Below are 19,471 nucleotides of genomic sequence, written 5' to 3'. Positions count from 1 at the left end.
ATGCCGATCGATCCTGCCGTCGCCGTCGGAGCCGAACTCCCCGAGGTGAGTTTCGAGTGGTCGGCGTCGGACGCCGCGCTGTACAACCTCGCGGTGGGTGCCGCGGCCGATCCGATGGACACCACCGGCCTCGGGTACATCCACGACGTGACACCCAAGGTGCTGCCGACGTTCGCGACGGTGGCGGCCGGGTTCCACACGACCGAACCGCCGAAGGTCTCCTTCCCCGGCGTCGACATCGACCTCGCCAAGGTGGTCCACGGGAGCCAGCAGGTCAGCGCCTTCCGACCGCTGCCGGCCCACGGGAAGGCGACCACCCGGACCCGGATCGCCGAGGTCCAGGACAAGGGGTCGGCCGCGGTCATCGTGCAGGAGTCGGTGACCTCCGACGATGCCGGCCAGACGCTGTGGACGGCACGCTCGTCGATCTTCGCCAAGGGCGAGGGCGGTTTCGGCGGTGAGCGGGGATCGTCGGCCAAGGTCGACTACCCCGACCGCGCGCCGGATCATCGGCTGCTGGTGGCCACGCTTCCCCAGCAGGCGTTGCTCTATCGGCTCTGCGGTGACCGCAATCCGCTGCACTCCGATCCCGGCTTCGCCTCGGGCGCCGGTTTCCCCCGGCCGATCCTGCACGGCCTGTGCACATACGGGATGGTGTGCCGCGCCATCATCGACGAGGTGCTCGGCGGCGACGTGGCCGCGGTCGCCGACTACTCGGCGTCGTTCGCCGGTGTGGTCTTTCCCGGTGAGACCCTGGAGGTCGCGGTCTGGGACGACGGTGCCCGGCTGCTGGCCACCGCGACGGTCGCCGAGCGGGACGGCGCCAAGGCCCTTGCCAATGTGGTCTGCGCGCGCAACTGACCCGCGCGGCGCAGCCCGGAGACGGAACGGTTCCGGGCCAGTACGCTACACACGCGGACCGGGATCCGGTCCGCGTGTTCTACGCACATCCCTGAGGAGACCGCATGAGCGATTCGCTGACGCCCCTACTCGCCGACAACCGCAGCGCCCTGGTGACCGACCTCGTCGGTGTCATCGACGCGGAGGTGGCCGACCAGTCGGGTCTGAGCGGCGCCGCTGTGAAGACCGCCTACGCGGCGGTGCAGAAGGTGAAGCCCGGTGTCGTGACCAATGCCACGAATCACATGGCGGAGGATTTCCTGGCGGCACTCGCACCGTTCTGGGATTCCAAGCCCGCCGGTGTGGCCTTCGGCGATCACCTCTCGGCCAACGGCGATGCCGCGGCCGAGGCCCTGCTGTCTGTCACCGATCAGCAGGCCGACACCGCCAAGCCCGCGCTCGCGAAGGCGTACAACTCGCTGCGCGGCAAGGGGAAGAAGTATGTGACCGCGGCGCTGCCGCGGCTGGGTGCCGCTATCGAGCGGCACGCGGCCTAGTCGGTCCCGCGTCGTCGGCGGTTCACGCCATCCCGACGGAGTCGGCCCAGACGATCCCGACGGAGTCGGCCCAGACGATCCCGACGGAGTCGGCCCGGACGACCCGTCTTGTCAGACCGCCGACGACGCAATGACCACGAGGACCATGACGATGCCGATGAGGGCGAACAGCATCGACAGCACGCGCCAGACATGGACGCGTGCGGGCGAGATCTCGGCACCGTTCACGTCCGAGACGGCCGATGTCGACGCGCCGGTTGTCGCCGCGATTCCTGTAGTCGACGCAATCCCTGTAGTCGACGCAATCCCTGTAGTTGACGCAATCCCTGCAGTTGACGCAATCCTTGGTGAGGCCATGACCTGTCACCACTTTCGGTTGTTCGGAGCCGATCGGACCGGGACGGTCACATGTTCGCCCGGTATCGGTACTGCAGTGACAAATGTGTCACAAGTTACGCACGTTGCGTGGGCGCGCACCCTGCGTGTCGCGATAACGAAACCGCAACACGATGATTCGCCCGGGCGATCGCACCACTGACCGAGCACGTCCCGAAGCAGACACGGAAAGCACAGGGCGCAGATGAAATTGCCGAATGCCATACGTCTCGACGCCAGGTCCGCGTGGCTCGTCCTCATCTCGTGCCTCTCGGTCAGCATGGTCGTCGCGGCCATGGCGGCACTGAACACCGCCCTGCCCGACATCGCCATCGACACCGGCGCCGACGCCGGCCAGATGACCTGGATCGTCGATGGTTACACGCTCGCGCTCGCCGCACTGCTTCTTCCGGCCGGCGCGATCGGTGACCGGTTCGGCCGCCGCGAGGTACTCATCGTGGGCCTGGTGCTGTTCGGCATCGCCTCACTCGCGGCCATCTGGGTCGACGGCCCGACGCAACTCATCGGAGTGCGTTGCCTCGCGGGTGCGGCGGCCGCCCTGATCATGCCGACGACGTTGTCGCTCATCACCTCCGGGATGCCCGAGGGCAAGCGCGCGGTCGGTATCAGCATCTGGTCGGCCATCGCCGGCGGCGGCGCCATCGCGGGCTTCTTGGTCACCGGTGTGCTCCTCGAGTTCTTCTCCTGGCACTCGATCTTCATCACCTTCGCCGCCTCCTCGGCGGTCGCGGCCGCCCTGTGCCTCACCATCGGGACATCCAAGGACGCCGACCCCGGCAGATTCGACATACTAGGAACCCTCTGTTCGGTCTTCGCCATCACCGGCGTCGTGCTCGGGCTCCTCGAAGCGCCACATCGGGGGTGGGCCGATCCACTGGTGCTGGGTTGCATCATCGGCGGTGTGCTGCTGGCGGCAGCCTTCGTCGTGGTCGAGCTCCGTTTGGCGTCACCGCTTTTCGACGTCCGACTGCTCCGCAATCGAGCATTCGGATCCGGATCGCTGTCGGTCGCGGTCCAGTTCCTCGCCTCGTTCGGCATGTTCTTCCTGATCCTGCAGCTGCTGCAGCTCGTCTTCGAGTACACGCCGCTGCAATCCGCCCTGGCGCTGATGCCGTTCGTCGCCGGTGTGGGTATCACCACGCTGATCGCGAACTGGCTGGCCGTCCGCCTCGATTCGCTCAAGTTCGTCATCGCCGGCGGGGCACTCGTGTCGGGTGTCGGGCTGATCCTGCTCGGCCTGTTCCGTTACGAGACGTACTGGGCGCTGGCCGGGGTGGTCGCGGTCATCGCGGTGGGCATCGGACTGGCGTCGGCTCCCGCGACGACCGCGATCATGTCCAACACCCCGCTCGACAACCAGGGCGTCGGGTCGGCGGTCAACGACACCGCACGCGAGATCGGTGCCGCGATCGGTATCGCCATCGCAGGCAGCATCGTCGCCGCCGGGTACCAGTCCCGGATCGGCGAGACCGCACAGCTGGCCCGCGATCAGCTCACCGCCACCGGAACGCAGCAGATCGCGGCCGGCGACACCGCAGCCGGCCAGGCGACGATCGCCCAGGCAGAACAGGCCGGCACGCTCATCGAGCGGTCACTGGCCGAGGCCAGCGTCGTCGTGGAGAGATTGTCGGGACAAGCCGCACCGCTCGCCGAGAAGATCGCCGAGGGCAGCCAGGACGCTTTCTACGCGCCGTTCGAACAGGCGTGCCTGGTACTCGGCGCCATCCTGCTGATCAATTCGGTGTTCCTGCTGTGGTTGACGCCCCGCCGCGTCGTGGAAGGTCCGGTTGTCGTCGAGCGCCGGGGCGAGCCGGACCCCGGCAATCCCACAGCTCACAACCCCACACCCGGCAACCCGGCGTCCGGCAACGCAGTACCCGCCGACTCCCCCGGCTCCCCGGACAGCGACGACAGTTACGCCCGCGACTGACTCACGTAACCTGTCCCGGTGATGCTCACCGTGGACAGCGTCGGCGGCACGGCCGTCAGCATCGCCGCCCTGGTGGTGGTGATCGTCACGACCGTTGTCGCGCAGCGTGTCCCGGCGGTGGTCGTGGCCGCGCCCGTCGCCCTGGTGCTGATCGCCCTCGGTCTCACCGACGTCGCGGACGCGGCCGACGAGGTCCTGAGGATGGCGCCCACCATCGGCTTTCTCGCCGCGATGCTCGTGATCGCCGACGCCTGCGCTCGCGGCGGCGTGTTCACCTGGATCGGTTCGGTCCTGGCGGCGTGGAGCCGCTCATCCCCACATCGGCTGTTGCGCATCGTGTTCGTCGCGGCGGCACTCACCACCGCCGTCCTCAGCCTCGACACGACGATCGTGTTGCTGACGCCGGTCGCCGTCGCCACCGCCCGCCGGATCGGGGCGCGCGTGACTCCGGTGGCGTTCTCGAGTGCGCACCTGGCCAACACGGCGTCGACGCTGATGCCGGTGTCGAACCTGACCAACCTGCTCGCCTTCTCGGCAACCGGGCTGAGTTTCCTCGGTTTCACCGGTGTGATGCTTGCGCCGTGGATCGCCGCGATCGTCGTCGAATACCTGATCTTCCGCTGGTATTTCGCACGGTCGCTCGCGGGCACGGTCGCCCCCTCGTCACCGGCGGCCTCACCGGCGGCCGGTACCGACTCCGATACCGGCGAACCGCATCGGCCCACCTTCATGCTGGTGGCACTGGGGGTGCTGCTCCTCGCGTTCGTGGTGACCGAGCCGCTGGGCATCCCGCTCGTCGCGGTGGCCGCGGTCGGCGCCGTCGTGTTCACGCTGCCGAGCCTGCTCGACGCCCCGCTGACGGCACTGCGGAGCACCGTGCGGTCGGTGAACCTCCCATTCCTGGGGTTCGTCGCCACGCTCGGCGTCGTCATCCTGCCGGTTCGCGACGGACCGCTCGGCGAGTGGATCGCCGGGCTGATCCCCGCGGAGTCGACGCTGCTCGGACTGCTCGTCGTCGCGGCGCTCGCGGCCGTCCTGGCCAACCTGGTCAACAACCTGCCCGCGACGCTGTTGCTCATCCCGTTGGTCGCCCACGAACCCGGACTCGTCCTGGCGATGCTGCTGGGTGTCAACATCGGACCCAACCTGGCCTACTTCGGCTCCCTGGCCAATCTGCTCTGGCGCGACATCATGCACCGCGACGGCTCCGAAGAGGGCAAGGGCTCCCCCACCTCGCGCGAGTATCTGCGGCTCGGCGCACTCACCGTGCCGGCGACGCTGGGGGTCGCGGTACTCGCACTGTGGGCGGGACTGCAGCTGACCTGACCGCACGTCCACACGAATCGACAAACGCACCCCCAGATGTGGACTCGGGGGTGCGTCTGTCCAGAACTGGTGGCTCTGCGGATCAGACCGGCGCGCTCTCCTGCGCCGCGGCGGCCTTGGCCCAGCGGTAGTCGGCCTTACCCGCCGGGGTGCGCTTGACCTCGTCGACGAAGATCACGGTCCGCGGCACCTTGTAGCGGGCCAGGGTTTCGCGGCAATGCTCCTGGATGTCGTCGAGGGAGGGCTCGGCCGCCCCGTCGGCGACCTTGACGACCGCGGCGACGCGCTGCCCGTACTTCTCGTCGGGAACCGGGACGACGAGGGCGTCGGCGATCGCCGGATGCGCGTGCAGTGTGGCCTCGACCTCTTCGGCGTAGACCTTCTCGCCGCCGGAGTTGATGCACTGCGAGCCTCGGCCGAGGAACACGATCGAGCCGTCGGCCTCCACCGTGCCCATGTCACCGAGGATCGAGATCCGGGTGCCGTCGGGCAGGGTCGGGAACGTCTTCGCCGTCTTCTCCGGGTCCTTGTAGTAACCGAGCGGCACGTTGCCGATGCGCGCGATGTAACCGACCTCGCCCGACCCGGGCTCGATCTTGTTGTTCCGCTCGTCGACGACCATCATGCGGTCGGTCGGCGGAACCTTCAGATTGCCGCTGTCGTCCATCATGATCTCGCCGTCGTTGCCCGACTCGGAGGCGCCGAAGTTGTCGCGCAGCACCAGATCCGGCTTCACCGCGAGCATCCGGTCGCGGACGTGCTGCGACCAGATCGCGCCGCCGGAGGTGATGGAGAACATCGACGACAAGTCGACCGAGTCCTTGCGCTTCTCCAGCTCCTCCACGAGCGGCATGCCCATCGCGTCGCCGACGATGAGCACGATGTTGACCTTCTCCCTCTCGACCTCGGTCACGATCGCCTCGGGGTCGAAGTCACGCTGGATCACGAGCCGGCCGCCGAGGGTGAAGAAGGTGAACAGCGAGTACGACGCCGCACCGTGCATCAGCGGCGCCGCCAGCAGGAACGCGATGGACGGGAAATCCTTGACCGCCGTACCGAGTTCGGCGAGATCCTGCCGCGGCTCGCCATACGGGTTGCCGCCCGAGAGCGGCTTGCGGAAGAAGTCGTCGTGCTGCCACATGACGCCCTTCGGGTAGCCCGTGGTGCCGCCGGTGTACAGCAGGTACAGCTCCTCACCGTTGCGCGGTTCGAAGTCGCGCCCGTCCGGCTGGGATTCGTGATCGGCGAACGACACGAGATCCACCGTCCGGCCGTCGGGTAGACCGGCGACAGCTGCGGTCAGCTCGTCGACGACCTGACCGATCACGAGAACCGTTCGCACGGTGTCGAGTTCGGCTAGCAACGCCGCGACGCTGCGCTGGTGCTCCGGGAGTTCGACGATGATGGCCCGCGAGTCGGAGTTGTCGAAGATGTACTGCAACTCGGCGTTGGTGTAGCGGTAATTGATGTTCACCGGCACCGCACGGACTTTCAGCAGACCGAGCAGGCTGGTCACGTGCTCGACACTGTTCTTCAGGAACAGGGCCACGTTGTCGAAGGCACCGATCCCGGCGCCGGCGAACAGGTGGGCCACCTGGTTGGACAGCGTGTCGAGTTCGGCGTAGCTGATCTGGCGTCCCTGGTAGCTGAGCGCGATCCGATCGGGAACCGAGTCTGCCACGGTCTCGAAGACATCGGCGAGGTTGAACTTCATCGTGCGCGCTCCTTGTTGGTGCGGAGTGGGTTGGTGGTGGGGGTTCGCCATCTGCTCCCTGAGGTGCGAGGAGCGATAGCGACGAGCCTCGAAGGGTCGTCCGGGGTTCTCGGATCGGCAGCTGTCATGCGCTCAGCACCAATCCGCTTGTGGGAACGCCGGTTCCGGCGGTGACGACGATCCTCTCGGCGCCCGCGACCTGGTTGACCGAGGTGCCCCGCAGTTGCCGGACACCCTCGGCGATGCCGTTCATGCCGTGGATGTAGGCCTCGCCGAGCTGGCCGCCGTGGGTGTTGAGCGGCAACCGTCCGCCCACCTCCAGGGCGCCGGGCTCACGGACGAAGTCCTTGGCCTCGCCGCGCCCGCAGAAGCCAAGCTCCTCGAGCTGCAGCAACGTGTACGGGGTGAAGTGGTCGTAGAGGATCGCCATGTCCATGTCGTCGGGACCGAACCCGGACTGCGACCAGAGCTGACGACCGACGAGCCCCATCTCCGGCAGGCCGGCGAGCTCGTCGCGGTAGTAGCTGGTCATGACGTACTGGTCGGCCGCGCTACCCGCTGCGGCAGCCGAGATCACCGCGGGCTTGTGCGGCAGGTCCTTCGCCCGCTCGGACGACACGATCACGAGCGCGACACCGCCGTCGGACTCCTGGCAGCAGTCGAGCAGATGCAACGGCTCGGCGATGTACCGCGAGTTCTGATGATCCTCGAGGGTGATCGGCTTGCCGTAGAAGAACGCGTCCGGGTTCACCGCCGCGTGTTTGCGGTCGACGACGGCGATCCGGCCGAAATCCTCACTCGTGGCACCGTAATCGTGCATATATCGTTGCGCGATCATCGCGACGAACGCCGCAGGCGTCGACAACCCGTGTGGATAGCTGAAGGCGTTCTCGGTGCCGGAGGAGTTCTCCTGGTTGGCCACCGCCGAGTTCACCTGCCCGAACCGGAGTCCCGACCGCTCGTTGAAGGCACGGTAGGCGACGACGACGTCGGCGACACCTGTTGCCACCGCCATCGCGGCCTGCTGCACCGTCGCGCATGCCGCGCCACCGCCGTAGTGGATGCGCGAGAAATAGGTGAGCTCACCGATTCCCACGGCGCGCGCCACGGAGATCTCGCTGTTGGTGTCCATCGTGAAGGTCACGAGACCGTCGACGTCGGCAGGTGTGAGGCCCGCGTCGGCGATCGCGGCAGACACCGCCTCGGCGGCGAGTCGCAACTCGCTGCGGCCCGAGTCCTTGGAGAACTCGGTGGCGCCGATCCCGGCGATCGCGGCCTGCCCGGACAGTGACCCCATCAGGACTCCCCTTCTCTGGTCTGGGTCGGGCCCCGATCACCGACGGTCAGCGTGACCGTCGAGATGACATGTTTGCCGAGCGAATTGGTGCCGGTCACCGCGACGGTGATCACCTCGTCGGAGACGTCGGTGACCTCCCCGGTGAAGGTGACCGAATCGTAGGCATACCAGGGCACACCGAGTTTCAGTGCAATCGAACGGATTCGGGCGCCGGGCCCCGCCCAGTCGGTGACGAACCGCTCCACCAGTCCGGTGTCGGTGAGGATGTTGACGAAGATGTCCTTCGACCCCTTGGCCTGGGCGAGGTCGCGGTCATGGTGCACGTCCTGGAAGTCGCGGGTGGCGATCGCCGTCGCGACGATGAACGTCGGACTGGCGTCGATGACCAACGGCGGCAACGTGGTTCCGACCGTCACGGGATCGGTGGCGACACTGGTCATGCGGACTCCCCTTCACCACTCGGGACCGGTTCCCACGCATACAGCGTCCACGCGGCCGCCCCGGTGGCGTCGTCGGCGGGAAAATCGAGGAACGTGGCACGGACCGGCATCCCGATCGACACCTCCTCGGGTTCGACGCCACGCAGCTCGCCGAGCATCCGGACCCCCTCGTCGAGTTCGACGAGGGCGACGACGAACGGCAACTGACGTCCCGGCACCTTGGGGGCGCGGTGGACGACGTAGCTGTAGACGGTGCCTGTTCCGGCGGCAACGGTGTAGTCCGTCTGCGGCACAGTGCCGTCGGGCTCGCGGGGCTTCCAGGTGGCGGGCACCGGCGGGTGGCGCAACACTCCGTCGCCGTCGCGCTGGATACGCAGTTCGTGAGCGGTCACGCCCTCCCAGAAGAAGGCGGTGTCACGCGACACACTGGGCTTCAGCAGCTTGCCCGCGTCCAGGTCGTCGGGCACGGTGCCGGTCGAGACCTGTTCGGGCTCTGTCTTCTTGGCCGCCGGACGGAACTTGAGGATCCGGAAGCGCATCTCGGCGACGACCTCGTCCGTCCCGTTCTCACCGGCAACCGACCACACGTTGCGGGTGGTGAAGAACCACCCCTCGCCGAGAGCGGTGTTCTTGGGGCCGACGACTTCGACGAGTTCGGCCGACAACGCCACCTCCTCGCCGGGCCGGGTGTAGCGGTGATAGACGGTGTCGCAGTTGGTCGCGACGACCGAGGTGAACCCGGCCTCGTCGAACAGCTCGGTGGCCCGCCCGAGCGGGTCGTCGGACGTGCGCACGCCGTGCAGGCCGCGCATCGTCCACACCTGGGCCATGGCCGGCGGGGCCACGATGCCCGGATGCCCGGCCTGACGTGCGGCGTCGGCGTCGGTGTAGACGGGGTTGGTGTCCCCCATCGCCTCGACCCAGTTGTTGATCATCGGCTGGTTGATCGGGTCACGCCCGCGGACCGGTGCACTCGCGCCGGAATCCATGATCGACTGCGCGGCTGCGCGAATCGCCTCGTCGCCGGTCAACTCGGGGGCGCTCACCGCTTGGCTCGCGGAAGTCCGAGACCGGCGGTCGCGATCATGTCCCGCATGACCTCGTTGACCCCGCCGCCGAACGTGATGACCACGTGGCGCTTCTGCTGGACGTCGAGCCAATCCACCAGCGCGGCGGTCTCCGGGTCGGTGAAATCCCCGTAGCGCCCGATGATCTCGTTGACCATGAGGCACACCTTCTGGATGCGCTCGGTGGCGAAGACCTTGGTCGCGGCCGCATCGGCCATCGAGATCGCCTCACCGGTGGAGGCGACCTGCCAGTTCAGCAGTTCGTTGATGCGACCGTAGGCGTCGATGGTCGCCAGCGCCCGACGCACGTCGGGGTGCTTGGCGATCACGGTGCCATCGGGTCCGGGACGCTGCGCCCAGGCGCGGACGCGCGCGGCCAGGCCGTCGATCCGGCCGGCGGGTCCGAGCATGACGCGTTCATGGTTGAGCTGAGTGGTGATCAGCCGCCAGCCGCCGCCCTCCTCACCCACGCGCATCGACACCGGGACCTTGACGTCGTTGTAGTAGGTCGCGTTCACGTGGTGCGCGCCGTCGGCGGTGATGATGGGCGTCCAGCTGAAGCCGGGATCAGAGGTGTCGACGATGAGGATCGAGATGCCCTTGTGCTTGGGGGCGTCTTTGTCGGTGCGTACGGCGAGCCAGATGTAGTCGGCGTCATGGCCGCCGGTGGTGAAGATCTTCTGACCGTTGACCACGTAATGGTCGCCGTCGCGAACCGCCGTGGTGGTCAGCGAGGCGAGGTCGGTACCGGCCTCGGGCTCGGTGTAACCGATGGCGAAATGCACGTCCCCGGCGAGGATCGCGGGCAGGAACTTCTTCTTCTGTTCCTCGGTGCCGTGGACCTGCAGGGTGGGGCCGACGGTCTGCAGGGTCACCGACGGCAGCGGCACGTCGGCTCGGACCGCCTCGTTGGTGAAGATCTGCTGTTCGATCTCCCCGAACCCTTTGCCGCCGAACTCCTTCGGCCACCCCACGCCGAGCCGGCCGTCGTCGCCCATACGCTTGATGACCTTGCGGTATGTCGGGCCGTGACGCTCCGTGAGCATCACCTGCGCCTCTTCGGGTGTGACGAGGTCGGCGAAGTACTCGCGGAGTTCGGCGCGAAGCGCGCGCTGCTCCGGCGTCAGATCAATGAACATCGGGCACCTCTGCGATCTGCTCGTCCGTGGCGGTGATGTCGGCGAGTTCGTCGAGGCGGACCCCGGAACCGCCGACGAGTCGCGCGAGATCTTTCGTGAGCGAGAAATACCGGTGCAACGGGTAGGTGATGTCGACACCGATGCCGCCGTGCAGGTGGGTCATCGTCCGCATGGTCGGCGGGATCTCTTCGGCCAGCCAGTAGGCGGCGATACCAAGATCTGTTGCGGCGTCCAGACCTTCGGACAGGCGCCAGGCCGCGGCGGTCGTGGAGAGTTCCATCGACCGGCCGATGACGTAGATGTCGGCGAGCTGCTGCCCCACCGCCTGGAACAGCGCGATGGGTTTACCGAACTGCTCGCGTGTGGAGACATGGTCGGCGGTCAGGCGGGTGGCACCGGCAACCAGTCCGTCGGCGTAGGCGCACAGCGCGAGCCGGTATCGGTCGCGGAGGATCGCCAGATCCCGGACCACGATGTCGGCGTCGTCGACCGCGACGTCGTCGAAGGTGACGGTGTACTCACCCCATCCGCTCGACGACGGTGTGCCGACGACGGTGACGCCGGAGGCCTCCGGCGACACGGCCACGACGCCGGCATCGGTGGCGACGAGGAGCAACGAGGCCCCCTCGGCGTGCAGGACGCCCACCTTGGTGCCGGTGAGGCGTCCGCCGCGGACGGTGGTCTGCGGTGTGGCGGTCAGGGTGTCGCCGTGTTCGCCGATCGCGATCGACGCCCAGTTGCCGCCGGTCACCGCCTGCCCCCACCTCGACCACACCGACCGATCACCGTCGGCCTCGGGCGTGTCGGCGTCGGCTCTGGCGAAGACCAGCGCGGCGGTCAGGGTGCCGAGCGCCGGGGTCACCGCCGCGGCGCGACCCATCCGGCGGAACAGCGGGAGCAGTCCCGACTCGTCGACCTCGTCGCCGTCGAGCGCGGCCGGTAGCGGCAGCGCGAGCAGTCCGGCCTCGACGAGGGCCTGCCATGCGTCGGCCTCGAAACCGCCGCCGCCGGGCTGCTCACCCGGCCCGTGTCGCTCCGAATCCCGCCTGCCGAACGTCGACTCCCAGTCGGGTTGTCGTCGTGCGAACACGTCCTCGGCCACATCGCGGACCGCGATCGCCGTGCCGTCCAGGGCAAAATCCACCCTGCGCCTCCCTCACCATGAACCGGTCAAGAACTAGAACCTGTTCTAGTTGTATCAGAGCCGATGCGCAAGGGTGTCGGAATCGGCGCTTATCTGCGCTTTCTCGCGAGGGCGAGCGGTCAGCCGCGCGGCAAACCGAGAATGCGTTCCGCGGCGGCCGTGCGGAGGATCTGCGTGGTCCCACCTGCGATCGACAGGCACCGGTTCTGCAGGACCGCCTCGGACGCCTCGGTGGCCGCGAGACCCTGCGCGCCGAGGAGCTCCAGCGCGAGATCGGGCACCGACTGGCGATGTTCGACGCCGATGAGCTTGCGCACGCTCGACAGCGCGCCGGGGTCCAGGCCCTCGAGCTGTTGCGTCGCGGCCCGCGCGTCGAGCACCCGGCCCACGTGCGCGTCGGCGAGCTGGGCGCCGAGCGCGGCCGATTGCGCCGGGGTCAGGGCGGCGGGCGTGTCCTGCACCTGCCGGAGCAGCGCCTCCATCTCCTTGCCGAGGCCGGTGCCGCCCATCGCCACCCGCTCGTTGGCGAGCGTGGTGCGGGCCAGTCGCCACCCGTTGTCGACCTCGCCGACCACGCACTCGTCGGGCACCACCACGTCATCGAGGAACACCTCGTTGAAGTTGGCCCGGCCGGTCAGCTCCCGCAGCGGCCGGATGTCGATGCCGGGCGAACTCATGTCGACGAGGAAGTAGGTGATGCCCTTGTTCTTCGGGGCGTCGGGGTTGGTGCGTGCGAGGCAGATCGCCCACTGCGCGTTGTGGGCCTGGGACGTCCAGATCTTCTGGCCGGTCAGTTTCCATCCGCCGTCGACCCGTTCGGCCCTGGTGCGCAGGGCGGCGAGGTCGGAGCCGGCCTCCGGTTCGCTGAAGAGCTGACACCAGACGATCTCGCCGGCCAGCGTCGGGGCGACGAAGCGTTCGCGCTGGGCGTCGGTGCCGTACTGCAGGATCGTCGGGATCGCCCAGGCCCCGATGACCAGATCCGGACGTTCGACGCCCGCGGCATCGAGCTCGGTGTCGATGAGCAGTTGCAGCGCGGCGTCGGCGCCGATTCCGTGCGGCGCCGGCCAGTGCGGGGTCAGGTACCCGCTCTCGGCGAGGAGCCGACGCCGGTCCGCCGGATCGGCGGCGGCGATCTCCGCGACGGTCGCGCGCACCTCCTCGCGCCGGTCCTCCACCTGCGAGAGATCCAGGCGAAAGCGGCGACGAGCACCGTCGAGGCCGAGCCCGGCCAGGGCGGCCGCGTGGGTCCGGGCGTTCTCGAGTCCGGCCTGCGCGGCCAGGGCGGACCGCAGATAGAGGTGGGCGTCGTGCTCGAAGGTGAAGCCGATGCCGCCGAGAACCTGGACGCAGTCCTTGGTGTTGGCGACGGGGTCTCTGCCGACGACGACATCGGCCGCCAGCCTGCTGATCTCCAGTTGCTCACGCGCCGTGGCGAGTTCGTCCTGGGTGGCCGCGGTGAGCACGTCGTCGACCGCGCGCGCGGCATCCCACGCGACGGCGGTCACCCGCTCGCTGCGGCACAACATCTCCGCGCAGATGTGCTTGATCGCCTGGAACGAGCCGATCGGGACGCCGAACTGCGTCCGGACCTTCGCGTAGTCGACCGCGGTGTCGAGGGCCCAGCGGGTGACGCCGCTCTGGTAGGCCGCGACGGTCGCCGACAACAGTCCGACGACGAGGGCGGCGTCGGGGAGCTCGATGAGATCGGCGGTCGAGATGCCCGACAACCGCACCCGCCCGACCGAGGTGGTGCCGTCCAGCGGCGCCTGCGGGGCGACGTCGGACGTCCCGACACCCGGCGGGATCATCCACCAGGCCGGCTCACCGTCGGCGGCGGCGATCATCGCGAGCACCGCGCATCCGTCGACGAAGCCGCCGACGAGTCCCAGGTCGAGCGAGCCGTCGACGAGCTCGGAGGCCGTCGACGTGCGGCTCCCCACGGGCGTCACCACCGGGACCGTGCCGCTCAGCACCCCGTCGAGCAGCGTGTTGGCGGCGTCGCTGCCGGACTCGGCCAGCGCGATGGCCGCGGTCACCGTCGGGGCGATCGGACCGGGGACCAGCTCGACGCCGCACTGTTCGACCATTGCCGCGACGTCGACGAAGCTCGCGCCGAGCCCGTCGGCGGCCTCCGGGACGGCGGCGGCGAACACCCCGAACTCGGCGAGCTGCGCGAACAGCCCGGTCCACTGATCACGGGGTTTGTCGATGTCGGCGCGGACGAGCTCGGTCGCCTTCTCCGCGCGGGCCCAGGACTCGATGCTGTGGCACACCGCTATTTGTTCGGACGACGTGGCGATTGTCACGGGGGATCCTCTGTATGTCGAGTTGTGACGCATAATTAGAACCTGTTCTAATATGCCATGGGTGGTTCCGGATCGGGTAGCCACTCGAATTTCACCCACCCGACGACTGATGACGTGAGGAAGCCCGAGCTCATGGCCCGTTCTGCACCTGGCAATGCCTCGGTCGATGCTCCCAACGGGACCACCGCTCCCGTCGCCGCGTCATCCGAAGCCGGTTCCACCGCACAGCGCGAACGGCGTCGCCGCATCCTCGACGCCACGCTTGCCCTGGCATCCAAGGGTGGTTACGACGCCGTCCAGATGCGCACCGTCGCCGACAAGGCCGACGTCGCGGTCGGCACGCTGTACCGCTACTTCCCGTCGAAGGTCCACCTTCTGGTGACCGCACTGGCTCGCGAGTTCGAACGGGTGGAGACCAAGGTCGATCGCTCACAACTGCGGGGCGACACCGCCATCGACCGCCTGCGCCACGTCCTGGACATGATCACCTTCGCCATGCAGCGCGATCCGCTTCTCACCGAGGCGATGACGCGCGCGTTCATGTTCGCCGACGCCTCGGCGACCGCCGAGGTCGACCAGGTCGCCGGGATCATCGACCGGCTCCTCGCCGGCGCGATCGTCGACGACGGCGAACCCACCGAAGAAGACCTCGCGATCGCGCGTGTCCTCTCGGACGTGTGGATGTCGAACCTCGTCCAGTGGCTCACGCGGCGCGCCTCGGCCACCGACGTCACCAACCGGCTGGAGCTGACAGTCCGTCTGTTGCTCAAGGACCGGGCCCAGTAGCCACGTCACAACTGCCTAACGAGAGCCGTCTCGACTTGGGCCCCCTCGAACATCTCGGCTACGTTTGTGAAGTCTGAGAATATTGTTAAGTAAAGGGGCTAGAGGTGCGATCCTCCTGGTTGCGGCGACTGAGTGTCGTCGGGTGTGCGGTTGCTGTCGCGATGACCGGATGGGCGCCTGCCGCCTTGGCCGAGCCAGAGCCCGACCCCGATGTCGCACGTGTCGACACCGTCATCCATGACTCCGCACAGCAGTCGACGCTCATCGTCTACTCGGCCGCTATGCGCAAACTCATCCCGGTCAACGTCCTGCGCCCCAAGGACACCACCAAGTCCCGTCCCACCCTCTACCTGCTGAACGGCGCGGGTGGCGGCGAGGACTCGGCGACCTGGGCGGCCAAGACCCAGTACGCGAAGTTCTTCTCCGACAAGCAGGTCAACGTCGTCACACCCATCGGTGGCGCGTTCTCGTACTACACCGACTGGCAGCACGACGATCCGGTGCTGGGCCGCAACAAATGGACGACCTTCCTCACCAAAGAGCTCCCGCCGCTGGTGGACAAGGAATTCGACACGACCCGCGTGAACGCGATCGCCGGCATCTCGATGGCGGGCACCTCGGTGCTGAACCTCGCGATCGCCGCACCGAAGCTGTACCGCTCGGCCGCCGCCTACAGCGGATGCGCACGTACAAGTGATCCGGTGGGACAGGCCTACATCCGGATGGTCGTCGCCGACCGCGGCCAGGGCAACCTGAACAACATGTGGGGCCCGGTCAATTCGTCGGGCTGGCGCGACAACGACCCGTACATCAATGCGGCCAAGTTGCGCGGCACCAAGGTCTACATGACCAGCGGCACCGGCATGCCGGGCATGTTCGATCGCCTCGAGGCACCGCTCGTCCAGGGCGATCCCGCAACGCTGGCCAACCAGATGGTCATCGGCGGCATCATCGAGGCCGCGGTCAACGAGTGCACCAAGCAGATGGTGGCGCGGATGAAAGCGCTCAAGGTCCCGCATCATGTGTCCCTGCGCCCCACCGGAACCCATTCGTGGGGTTACTGGGAGCGCGACCTCGAGACGACCTGGCCGATGATCGCCGCAGACCTGAGGTGAGCGACGACCCGGACAAGCTGTGGGCCGACGATCTCGCGGTGGGACAGGTCTTCGAGTTCGGCACACACCACGTCACCGAGGACGAACTCCTCGGCTTCGCACGCCAGTGGGATCCCCAGGACTTCCACGTGGACAAGGCCGCCGCCGAGAAAGGCGTCTACGGCGGCCTCATCGCGAGCGGACTGCACACGATGTCGATCTACCAGAGGCTCGCCGTCACCGGGGTGCTCGTGAAGTGGCGGGTGATCGCCGGAAAACGGCTGGGCGACGTGGTCTTTCTGCGTCCGGTCCGGCCCGGCGACACCCTCACCGGTTCGACGGTCATCGACGCGATCGACTTCGACGACCGTAACCGCGCGTTGGTCACCTCCTCGGCGGAACTGCGCAACACCGACGGAAAGCCGGTGATGCGCACCGTGGTCGAGGCATACGTCCACGCGCGACCCGACCGTACCGAGGACTGACGCACCTCAGCGCGGCTGACGGTGCACACATGTTCGGCGCGGCTGACCGTGCGGATGTTTCAGCGCGGCTGACCGTTCACATGTTTCAGCGCGGCTGAAAGCGCTGCGCCCCGTCGAGCCGGATGATCTCGCCGTTGATGTAGGTGTTCTCCAGCAGATGCTGGGCGAGCGCGGCGAACTCGTCGGGCAGGCCGAGCCGCTTGGGGAAGGGCACGCCGGCCGCGAACTTCCCGAGGGCGTCCTCGCCCATCGACTCCATGGTCGGCGTCCGCATCGTGCCGGGCGCAATCGTGTTGAGGCGCACGCCGACCGATCCGAGATCGCGGGCACCCGACAACGTCAGACCCATCACCCCGGCCTTCGCGGCCGCGTACGACGTCTGCCCGATCTGGCCCTCATAGCCCGCTATCGAGCTGGTCATCACGATCGCGCCGCGCTCCCCCGATTCCTTCGGTGCCCCGGCGGCGAGCTCGGCCGCGGTGAGACGCAGGACGTTGTATGTGCCCGTCAGATACAGGTTGATGGTGTCGGTGAAACCCTTCATGGGATGGGGCGAGCCGTCGCGGTTGACGACCTTCTTGGCCACACCGAAGCCGCCGTGCGCGATCACCGCGTAACGCAGCTGACCGAGACCACTCGCCTGCTGCAGCGCCTGGTTGACCGAATCGTCGTCCAGGACATCGGTGCGGGCGTAGATCACCCGCTCGCCGAGCTCGTCAGCGAGCTTCTTGGCCGGTTCGTCGGCGAGGTCGGCGATGACGACCGCCGCCCCCGCCGCGTGCAGACGACGCACGGTCGCGGCTCCCAGGCCGCCCGCGCCACCGGTGACCAGTGCGACTTCACCGTCAAAAGACATCTGTTCTCCTCGAATCGATTTGGTGGGTGACTGCTGGTGTCGGCGGCGAACTCAGGCGCCGGTCCATTCGGGCTTGCGCTTCTCGGCGAACGCGCGGGCGCCCTCGATCGCATCCTTGGAGGTGAAGACGGGAACCAGCAATTCCCCCTGGCGGTCCCACTTCTCGTCGTCGCTCCACGATTCGGACTCGGCGATGATGCGCTTGGTCACCGCGACGGCCAGCGGCCCGTTCTCGGTGATCCGTTCGGCCAGTGCCAGCGCACCGTCGAGCGCCCCGCCCTCATCGGTGAGGATGTTGACGAAGCCCCAGCCGGCTGCCTCTTCGGCGGTGAAGTTGTCACCGGTGAGAGCCAGTTCGAGTGCCTTCTGGTACGGGATCTTCTTGGGCAGGCGCAAGAGTCCGCCCGCACCGGCGACCAGGCCGCGTTTCACCTCGGGGATGCCGAACTTCGCCGACTTCGACGCCACGACGAGGTCGGTGGCCAACACCAGTTCGGTACCGCCGGCGAGGGCGAATCCCTCGACGGCCGCGATGACCGGCTTGGCCGGGGGCTTCTGCGTGAACCCCAGACCGCGCCCCTCGATCGCCACCGGCTCTCCGGCCGCGAACGCCTTCAGATCCATACCGGCACAGAAGTTCCCGCCCGCGCCGGTGAGGATGGCGACCGACAGCTCGGGACTGTCGTCGAGCTCGTCCATCGCATCGGCGAGCGCCTGACTCACCTCATGGTTGATCGCGTTCCGCGCCTGCGGACGGTTGATCGTGATGACCAGGATGCGCTCACGACGCTCCACGAGAACTGCTGCGTCCGACATGGACCACTACCCCTCACTCGACGACACGACGATCGCTGCGCAACGCGCGGGGCGTCGCAGCTCAGGTGTGATCGTAGAGACTCGGAACGCCTCGAATGGTCGAAATGAGTTAACTGGATGAGACAGGTCCGTTTCCCCGCGCCTCGCCCGTCAACCCCCGATCGCGTCGACGAGCCCCCACGACAGCGCCTGCGTCGCATCGATCTCGGCACCGGTCACGAACAGATGCAGGGCCCGCCACCGGCCGATTCGTCGCGGAACGCTCACCGTGCCGCCGGCCCCCGGGATCAGCCCCATCGACACCTCGGGCAGCCGGATTCGTGTGTTCGCCTCCGCGACAACATGACCCGCGAAGGCAGGGATCTCGATCCCGGCACCCACGCAGTGGCCGTGCAGCCGGGCCTCGATGCGATCGGACATCGCCGCGACCAGCCGACCGGCACCGCCGCGCGTGCGGATGAGGTGAGCGGTCGCCGCGTCGGGCATGTGACCGAACTCGTCGAGGTCACCGCCGGCGCAGAACGAGGCGCCGGCGCCGGCGAGGATGACGTGGTCGACGGTGTCGTCGAGGATCGCGATCCTGAGTGCCTCGACGAGGGCATCGCGCAATGCCGTCCCGTAGGCGTTGCGCCGCTCCGGACGGTTCAGGGTGATGCGCAAGGTGTCCCGGACGCTCCCGACCCCGTCTTTGTCGCTGAGACCCCGCTCGAGGAGGACGGGGTCGGCTGCGGGCGGCGGCGGGAGGGACCGCCCCTTGGCGCGACGTTCGTCGAGCCACCGGCCGAACTCGGCGCCGCCCTGCAACGTCGAGTACGCCAGGGATTCGACATCGATCGCGGGTACCGGGTCGAGCGGCTCGGCGACCCGCAGCACCTGGGCTGCCACCAGGGAGGCCTGCGGGCACCGCGCGGCTGCCTCGACGAAGGCGGCCACCGAGGCGTCCACATCGTCGGCCGAGACCCCGACCACGGCCCGATGTCCGGCTGCCGGGGCGTAGGCGACGTCGAGAGCCTCCAGCAGGGGGGTCAGCGCGCCCTGGATCGGGCTGCGAGCACACCCGACCAGGATGGTGTCCGACGCCGATGCACGGCCGGCGGCTCGGGCGATGTCCGCGGCGGTCGACGCCGCGCCGGTGTCGAGGTCCACGAGGGTCACGGGCCGGGCGATCACCGCATGGTCGCCGAGCAGGTCGCCTCCGGAGATGACCGGGGCATCGGCCAGTTCGGCGATCGAGATGCGGCGCGTGTCCATGGCGGTGAACCTCCTGAGCGTGTC

At 68.1% G+C, this 19,471-nt stretch carries 17 protein-coding genes; 7 read left to right on the top strand and 10 right to left on the bottom strand.

Features of this window, described 5'->3' with window-relative positions; genetic code table 11:
- The 4 genes from H1R19_RS03795 to H1R19_RS03775 all read left to right on the top strand — a co-directional run bounded on the left by H1R19_RS03795 (nt 1) and on the right by H1R19_RS03775 (nt 5,049).
- Nucleotides 1-861 (top strand): MaoC/PaaZ C-terminal domain-containing protein, encoded by an 861-nt coding sequence (locus H1R19_RS03795; RefSeq protein ID WP_219850609.1) that lies wholly within the window; start codon nt 1-3, stop codon nt 859-861.
- A 104-nt stretch (nt 862-965) separates the two neighbouring features.
- Nucleotides 966-1,397 carry a DUF6918 family protein gene (locus H1R19_RS03790; protein ID WP_188329493.1) on the top strand — a complete coding sequence of 144 codons (432 nt, stop codon included), beginning with the start codon at nt 966-968 and terminating at the stop codon, nt 1,395-1,397.
- A 580-nt stretch (nt 1,398-1,977) separates the two neighbouring features.
- Nucleotides 1,978-3,723 carry an MFS transporter gene (locus H1R19_RS03780; RefSeq protein WP_223205139.1) on the top strand — a complete coding sequence of 582 codons (1,746 nt, stop codon included), beginning with the start codon at nt 1,978-1,980 and terminating at the stop codon, nt 3,721-3,723.
- 21 nt (nt 3,724-3,744) lie between these two features.
- Nucleotides 3,745-5,049, top strand: a complete 1,305-nt coding sequence (locus H1R19_RS03775) for an SLC13 family permease (RefSeq protein ID WP_219851516.1) — start codon at nt 3,745-3,747, stop codon at nt 5,047-5,049.
- Between the two features lie 82 nt (nt 5,050-5,131).
- Here H1R19_RS03775 and H1R19_RS03770 read toward each other — a convergent pair whose 3' ends face one another.
- The 7 genes from H1R19_RS03770 to H1R19_RS03740 all read right to left on the bottom strand — a co-directional run bounded on the left by H1R19_RS03770 (nt 5,132) and on the right by H1R19_RS03740 (nt 14,159).
- Nucleotides 5,132-6,763, bottom strand: coding sequence for an acyl-CoA synthetase (locus H1R19_RS03770; RefSeq protein WP_219850608.1), 1,632 nt, complete (start codon nt 6,761-6,763; stop codon nt 5,132-5,134).
- Nucleotides 6,764-6,887: 124 nt separating this feature from the next.
- Nucleotides 6,888-8,060 carry a lipid-transfer protein gene (locus H1R19_RS03765; protein ID WP_188329490.1) on the bottom strand — a complete coding sequence of 391 codons (1,173 nt, stop codon included), beginning with the start codon at nt 8,058-8,060 and terminating at the stop codon, nt 6,888-6,890.
- Nucleotides 8,060-8,500, bottom strand: coding sequence for a MaoC family dehydratase (locus H1R19_RS03760; RefSeq protein ID WP_244970861.1), 441 nt, complete (start codon nt 8,498-8,500; stop codon nt 8,060-8,062). The genes H1R19_RS03765 and H1R19_RS03760 overlap by 1 nt, the downstream gene beginning before the upstream one ends.
- Nucleotides 8,497-9,546 (bottom strand): bifunctional MaoC family dehydratase N-terminal/OB-fold nucleic acid binding domain-containing protein, encoded by a 1,050-nt coding sequence (locus tag H1R19_RS03755; RefSeq protein WP_280527229.1) that lies wholly within the window; start codon nt 9,544-9,546, stop codon nt 8,497-8,499. Before H1R19_RS03755 ends, H1R19_RS03760 begins: the two co-directional genes overlap by 4 nt.
- Entirely contained in the window at nt 9,543-10,706 is a 1,164-nt protein-coding gene (locus H1R19_RS03750) for an acyl-CoA dehydrogenase family protein (RefSeq protein ID WP_188329489.1), read from the bottom strand. The genes H1R19_RS03755 and H1R19_RS03750 overlap by 4 nt, the downstream gene beginning before the upstream one ends.
- Nucleotides 10,696-11,850, bottom strand: coding sequence for an acyl-CoA dehydrogenase family protein (locus tag H1R19_RS03745; RefSeq protein WP_219850607.1), 1,155 nt, complete (start codon nt 11,848-11,850; stop codon nt 10,696-10,698). The genes H1R19_RS03750 and H1R19_RS03745 overlap by 11 nt, the downstream gene beginning before the upstream one ends.
- 119 nt (nt 11,851-11,969) lie before the next feature.
- The gene (locus H1R19_RS03740) at nt 11,970-14,159 is read right to left on the bottom strand and encodes an acyl-CoA dehydrogenase family protein (protein WP_219850606.1); all 2,190 of its coding nucleotides are present in this window, start codon (nt 14,157-14,159) and stop codon (nt 11,970-11,972) included.
- Between the two features lie 132 nt (nt 14,160-14,291).
- Here H1R19_RS03740 and kstR point away from each other — a divergent pair, with 132 nt between their 5' ends.
- From kstR to H1R19_RS03725, 3 genes are all read left to right on the top strand, one after another.
- The gene (kstR, locus tag H1R19_RS03735; protein ID WP_188329486.1) at nt 14,292-14,945 is read left to right on the top strand and encodes a cholesterol catabolism transcriptional regulator KstR; all 654 of its coding nucleotides are present in this window, start codon (nt 14,292-14,294) and stop codon (nt 14,943-14,945) included.
- A 104-nt stretch (nt 14,946-15,049) separates the two neighbouring features.
- Nucleotides 15,050-16,060 carry an alpha/beta hydrolase gene (locus H1R19_RS03730; RefSeq protein WP_188329485.1) on the top strand — a complete coding sequence of 337 codons (1,011 nt, stop codon included), beginning with the start codon at nt 15,050-15,052 and terminating at the stop codon, nt 16,058-16,060.
- Nucleotides 16,057-16,524, top strand: coding sequence for a MaoC/PaaZ C-terminal domain-containing protein (locus H1R19_RS03725; RefSeq protein WP_219850605.1), 468 nt, complete (start codon nt 16,057-16,059; stop codon nt 16,522-16,524). Before H1R19_RS03730 ends, H1R19_RS03725 begins: the two co-directional genes overlap by 4 nt.
- A gap of 85 nt (nt 16,525-16,609) precedes the next feature.
- Here H1R19_RS03725 and H1R19_RS03720 read toward each other — a convergent pair whose 3' ends face one another.
- The 3 genes from H1R19_RS03720 to H1R19_RS03710 form a co-directional block, all read right to left on the bottom strand.
- Nucleotides 16,610-17,380, bottom strand: a complete 771-nt coding sequence (locus tag H1R19_RS03720) for an SDR family NAD(P)-dependent oxidoreductase (protein ID WP_219850604.1) — start codon at nt 17,378-17,380, stop codon at nt 16,610-16,612.
- A gap of 51 nt (nt 17,381-17,431) precedes the next feature.
- Nucleotides 17,432-18,196, bottom strand: a complete 765-nt coding sequence (locus H1R19_RS03715) for a crotonase/enoyl-CoA hydratase family protein (protein WP_219850603.1) — start codon at nt 18,194-18,196, stop codon at nt 17,432-17,434.
- 150 nt (nt 18,197-18,346) lie between these two features.
- Nucleotides 18,347-19,447, bottom strand: a complete 1,101-nt coding sequence (locus H1R19_RS03710) for an enoyl-CoA hydratase/isomerase family protein (protein WP_219850602.1) — start codon at nt 19,445-19,447, stop codon at nt 18,347-18,349.
- Nucleotides 19,448-19,471: the final 24 nt, after the last annotated feature.

Source organism: Gordonia jinghuaiqii (assembly GCF_014041935.1).
GTDB lineage: Bacteria > Actinomycetota > Actinomycetes > Mycobacteriales > Mycobacteriaceae > Gordonia > Gordonia jinghuaiqii.
Note: the sequence above shows the minus strand (reverse complement) of the source record. Positions and strands in the feature narration are given on the sequence as shown.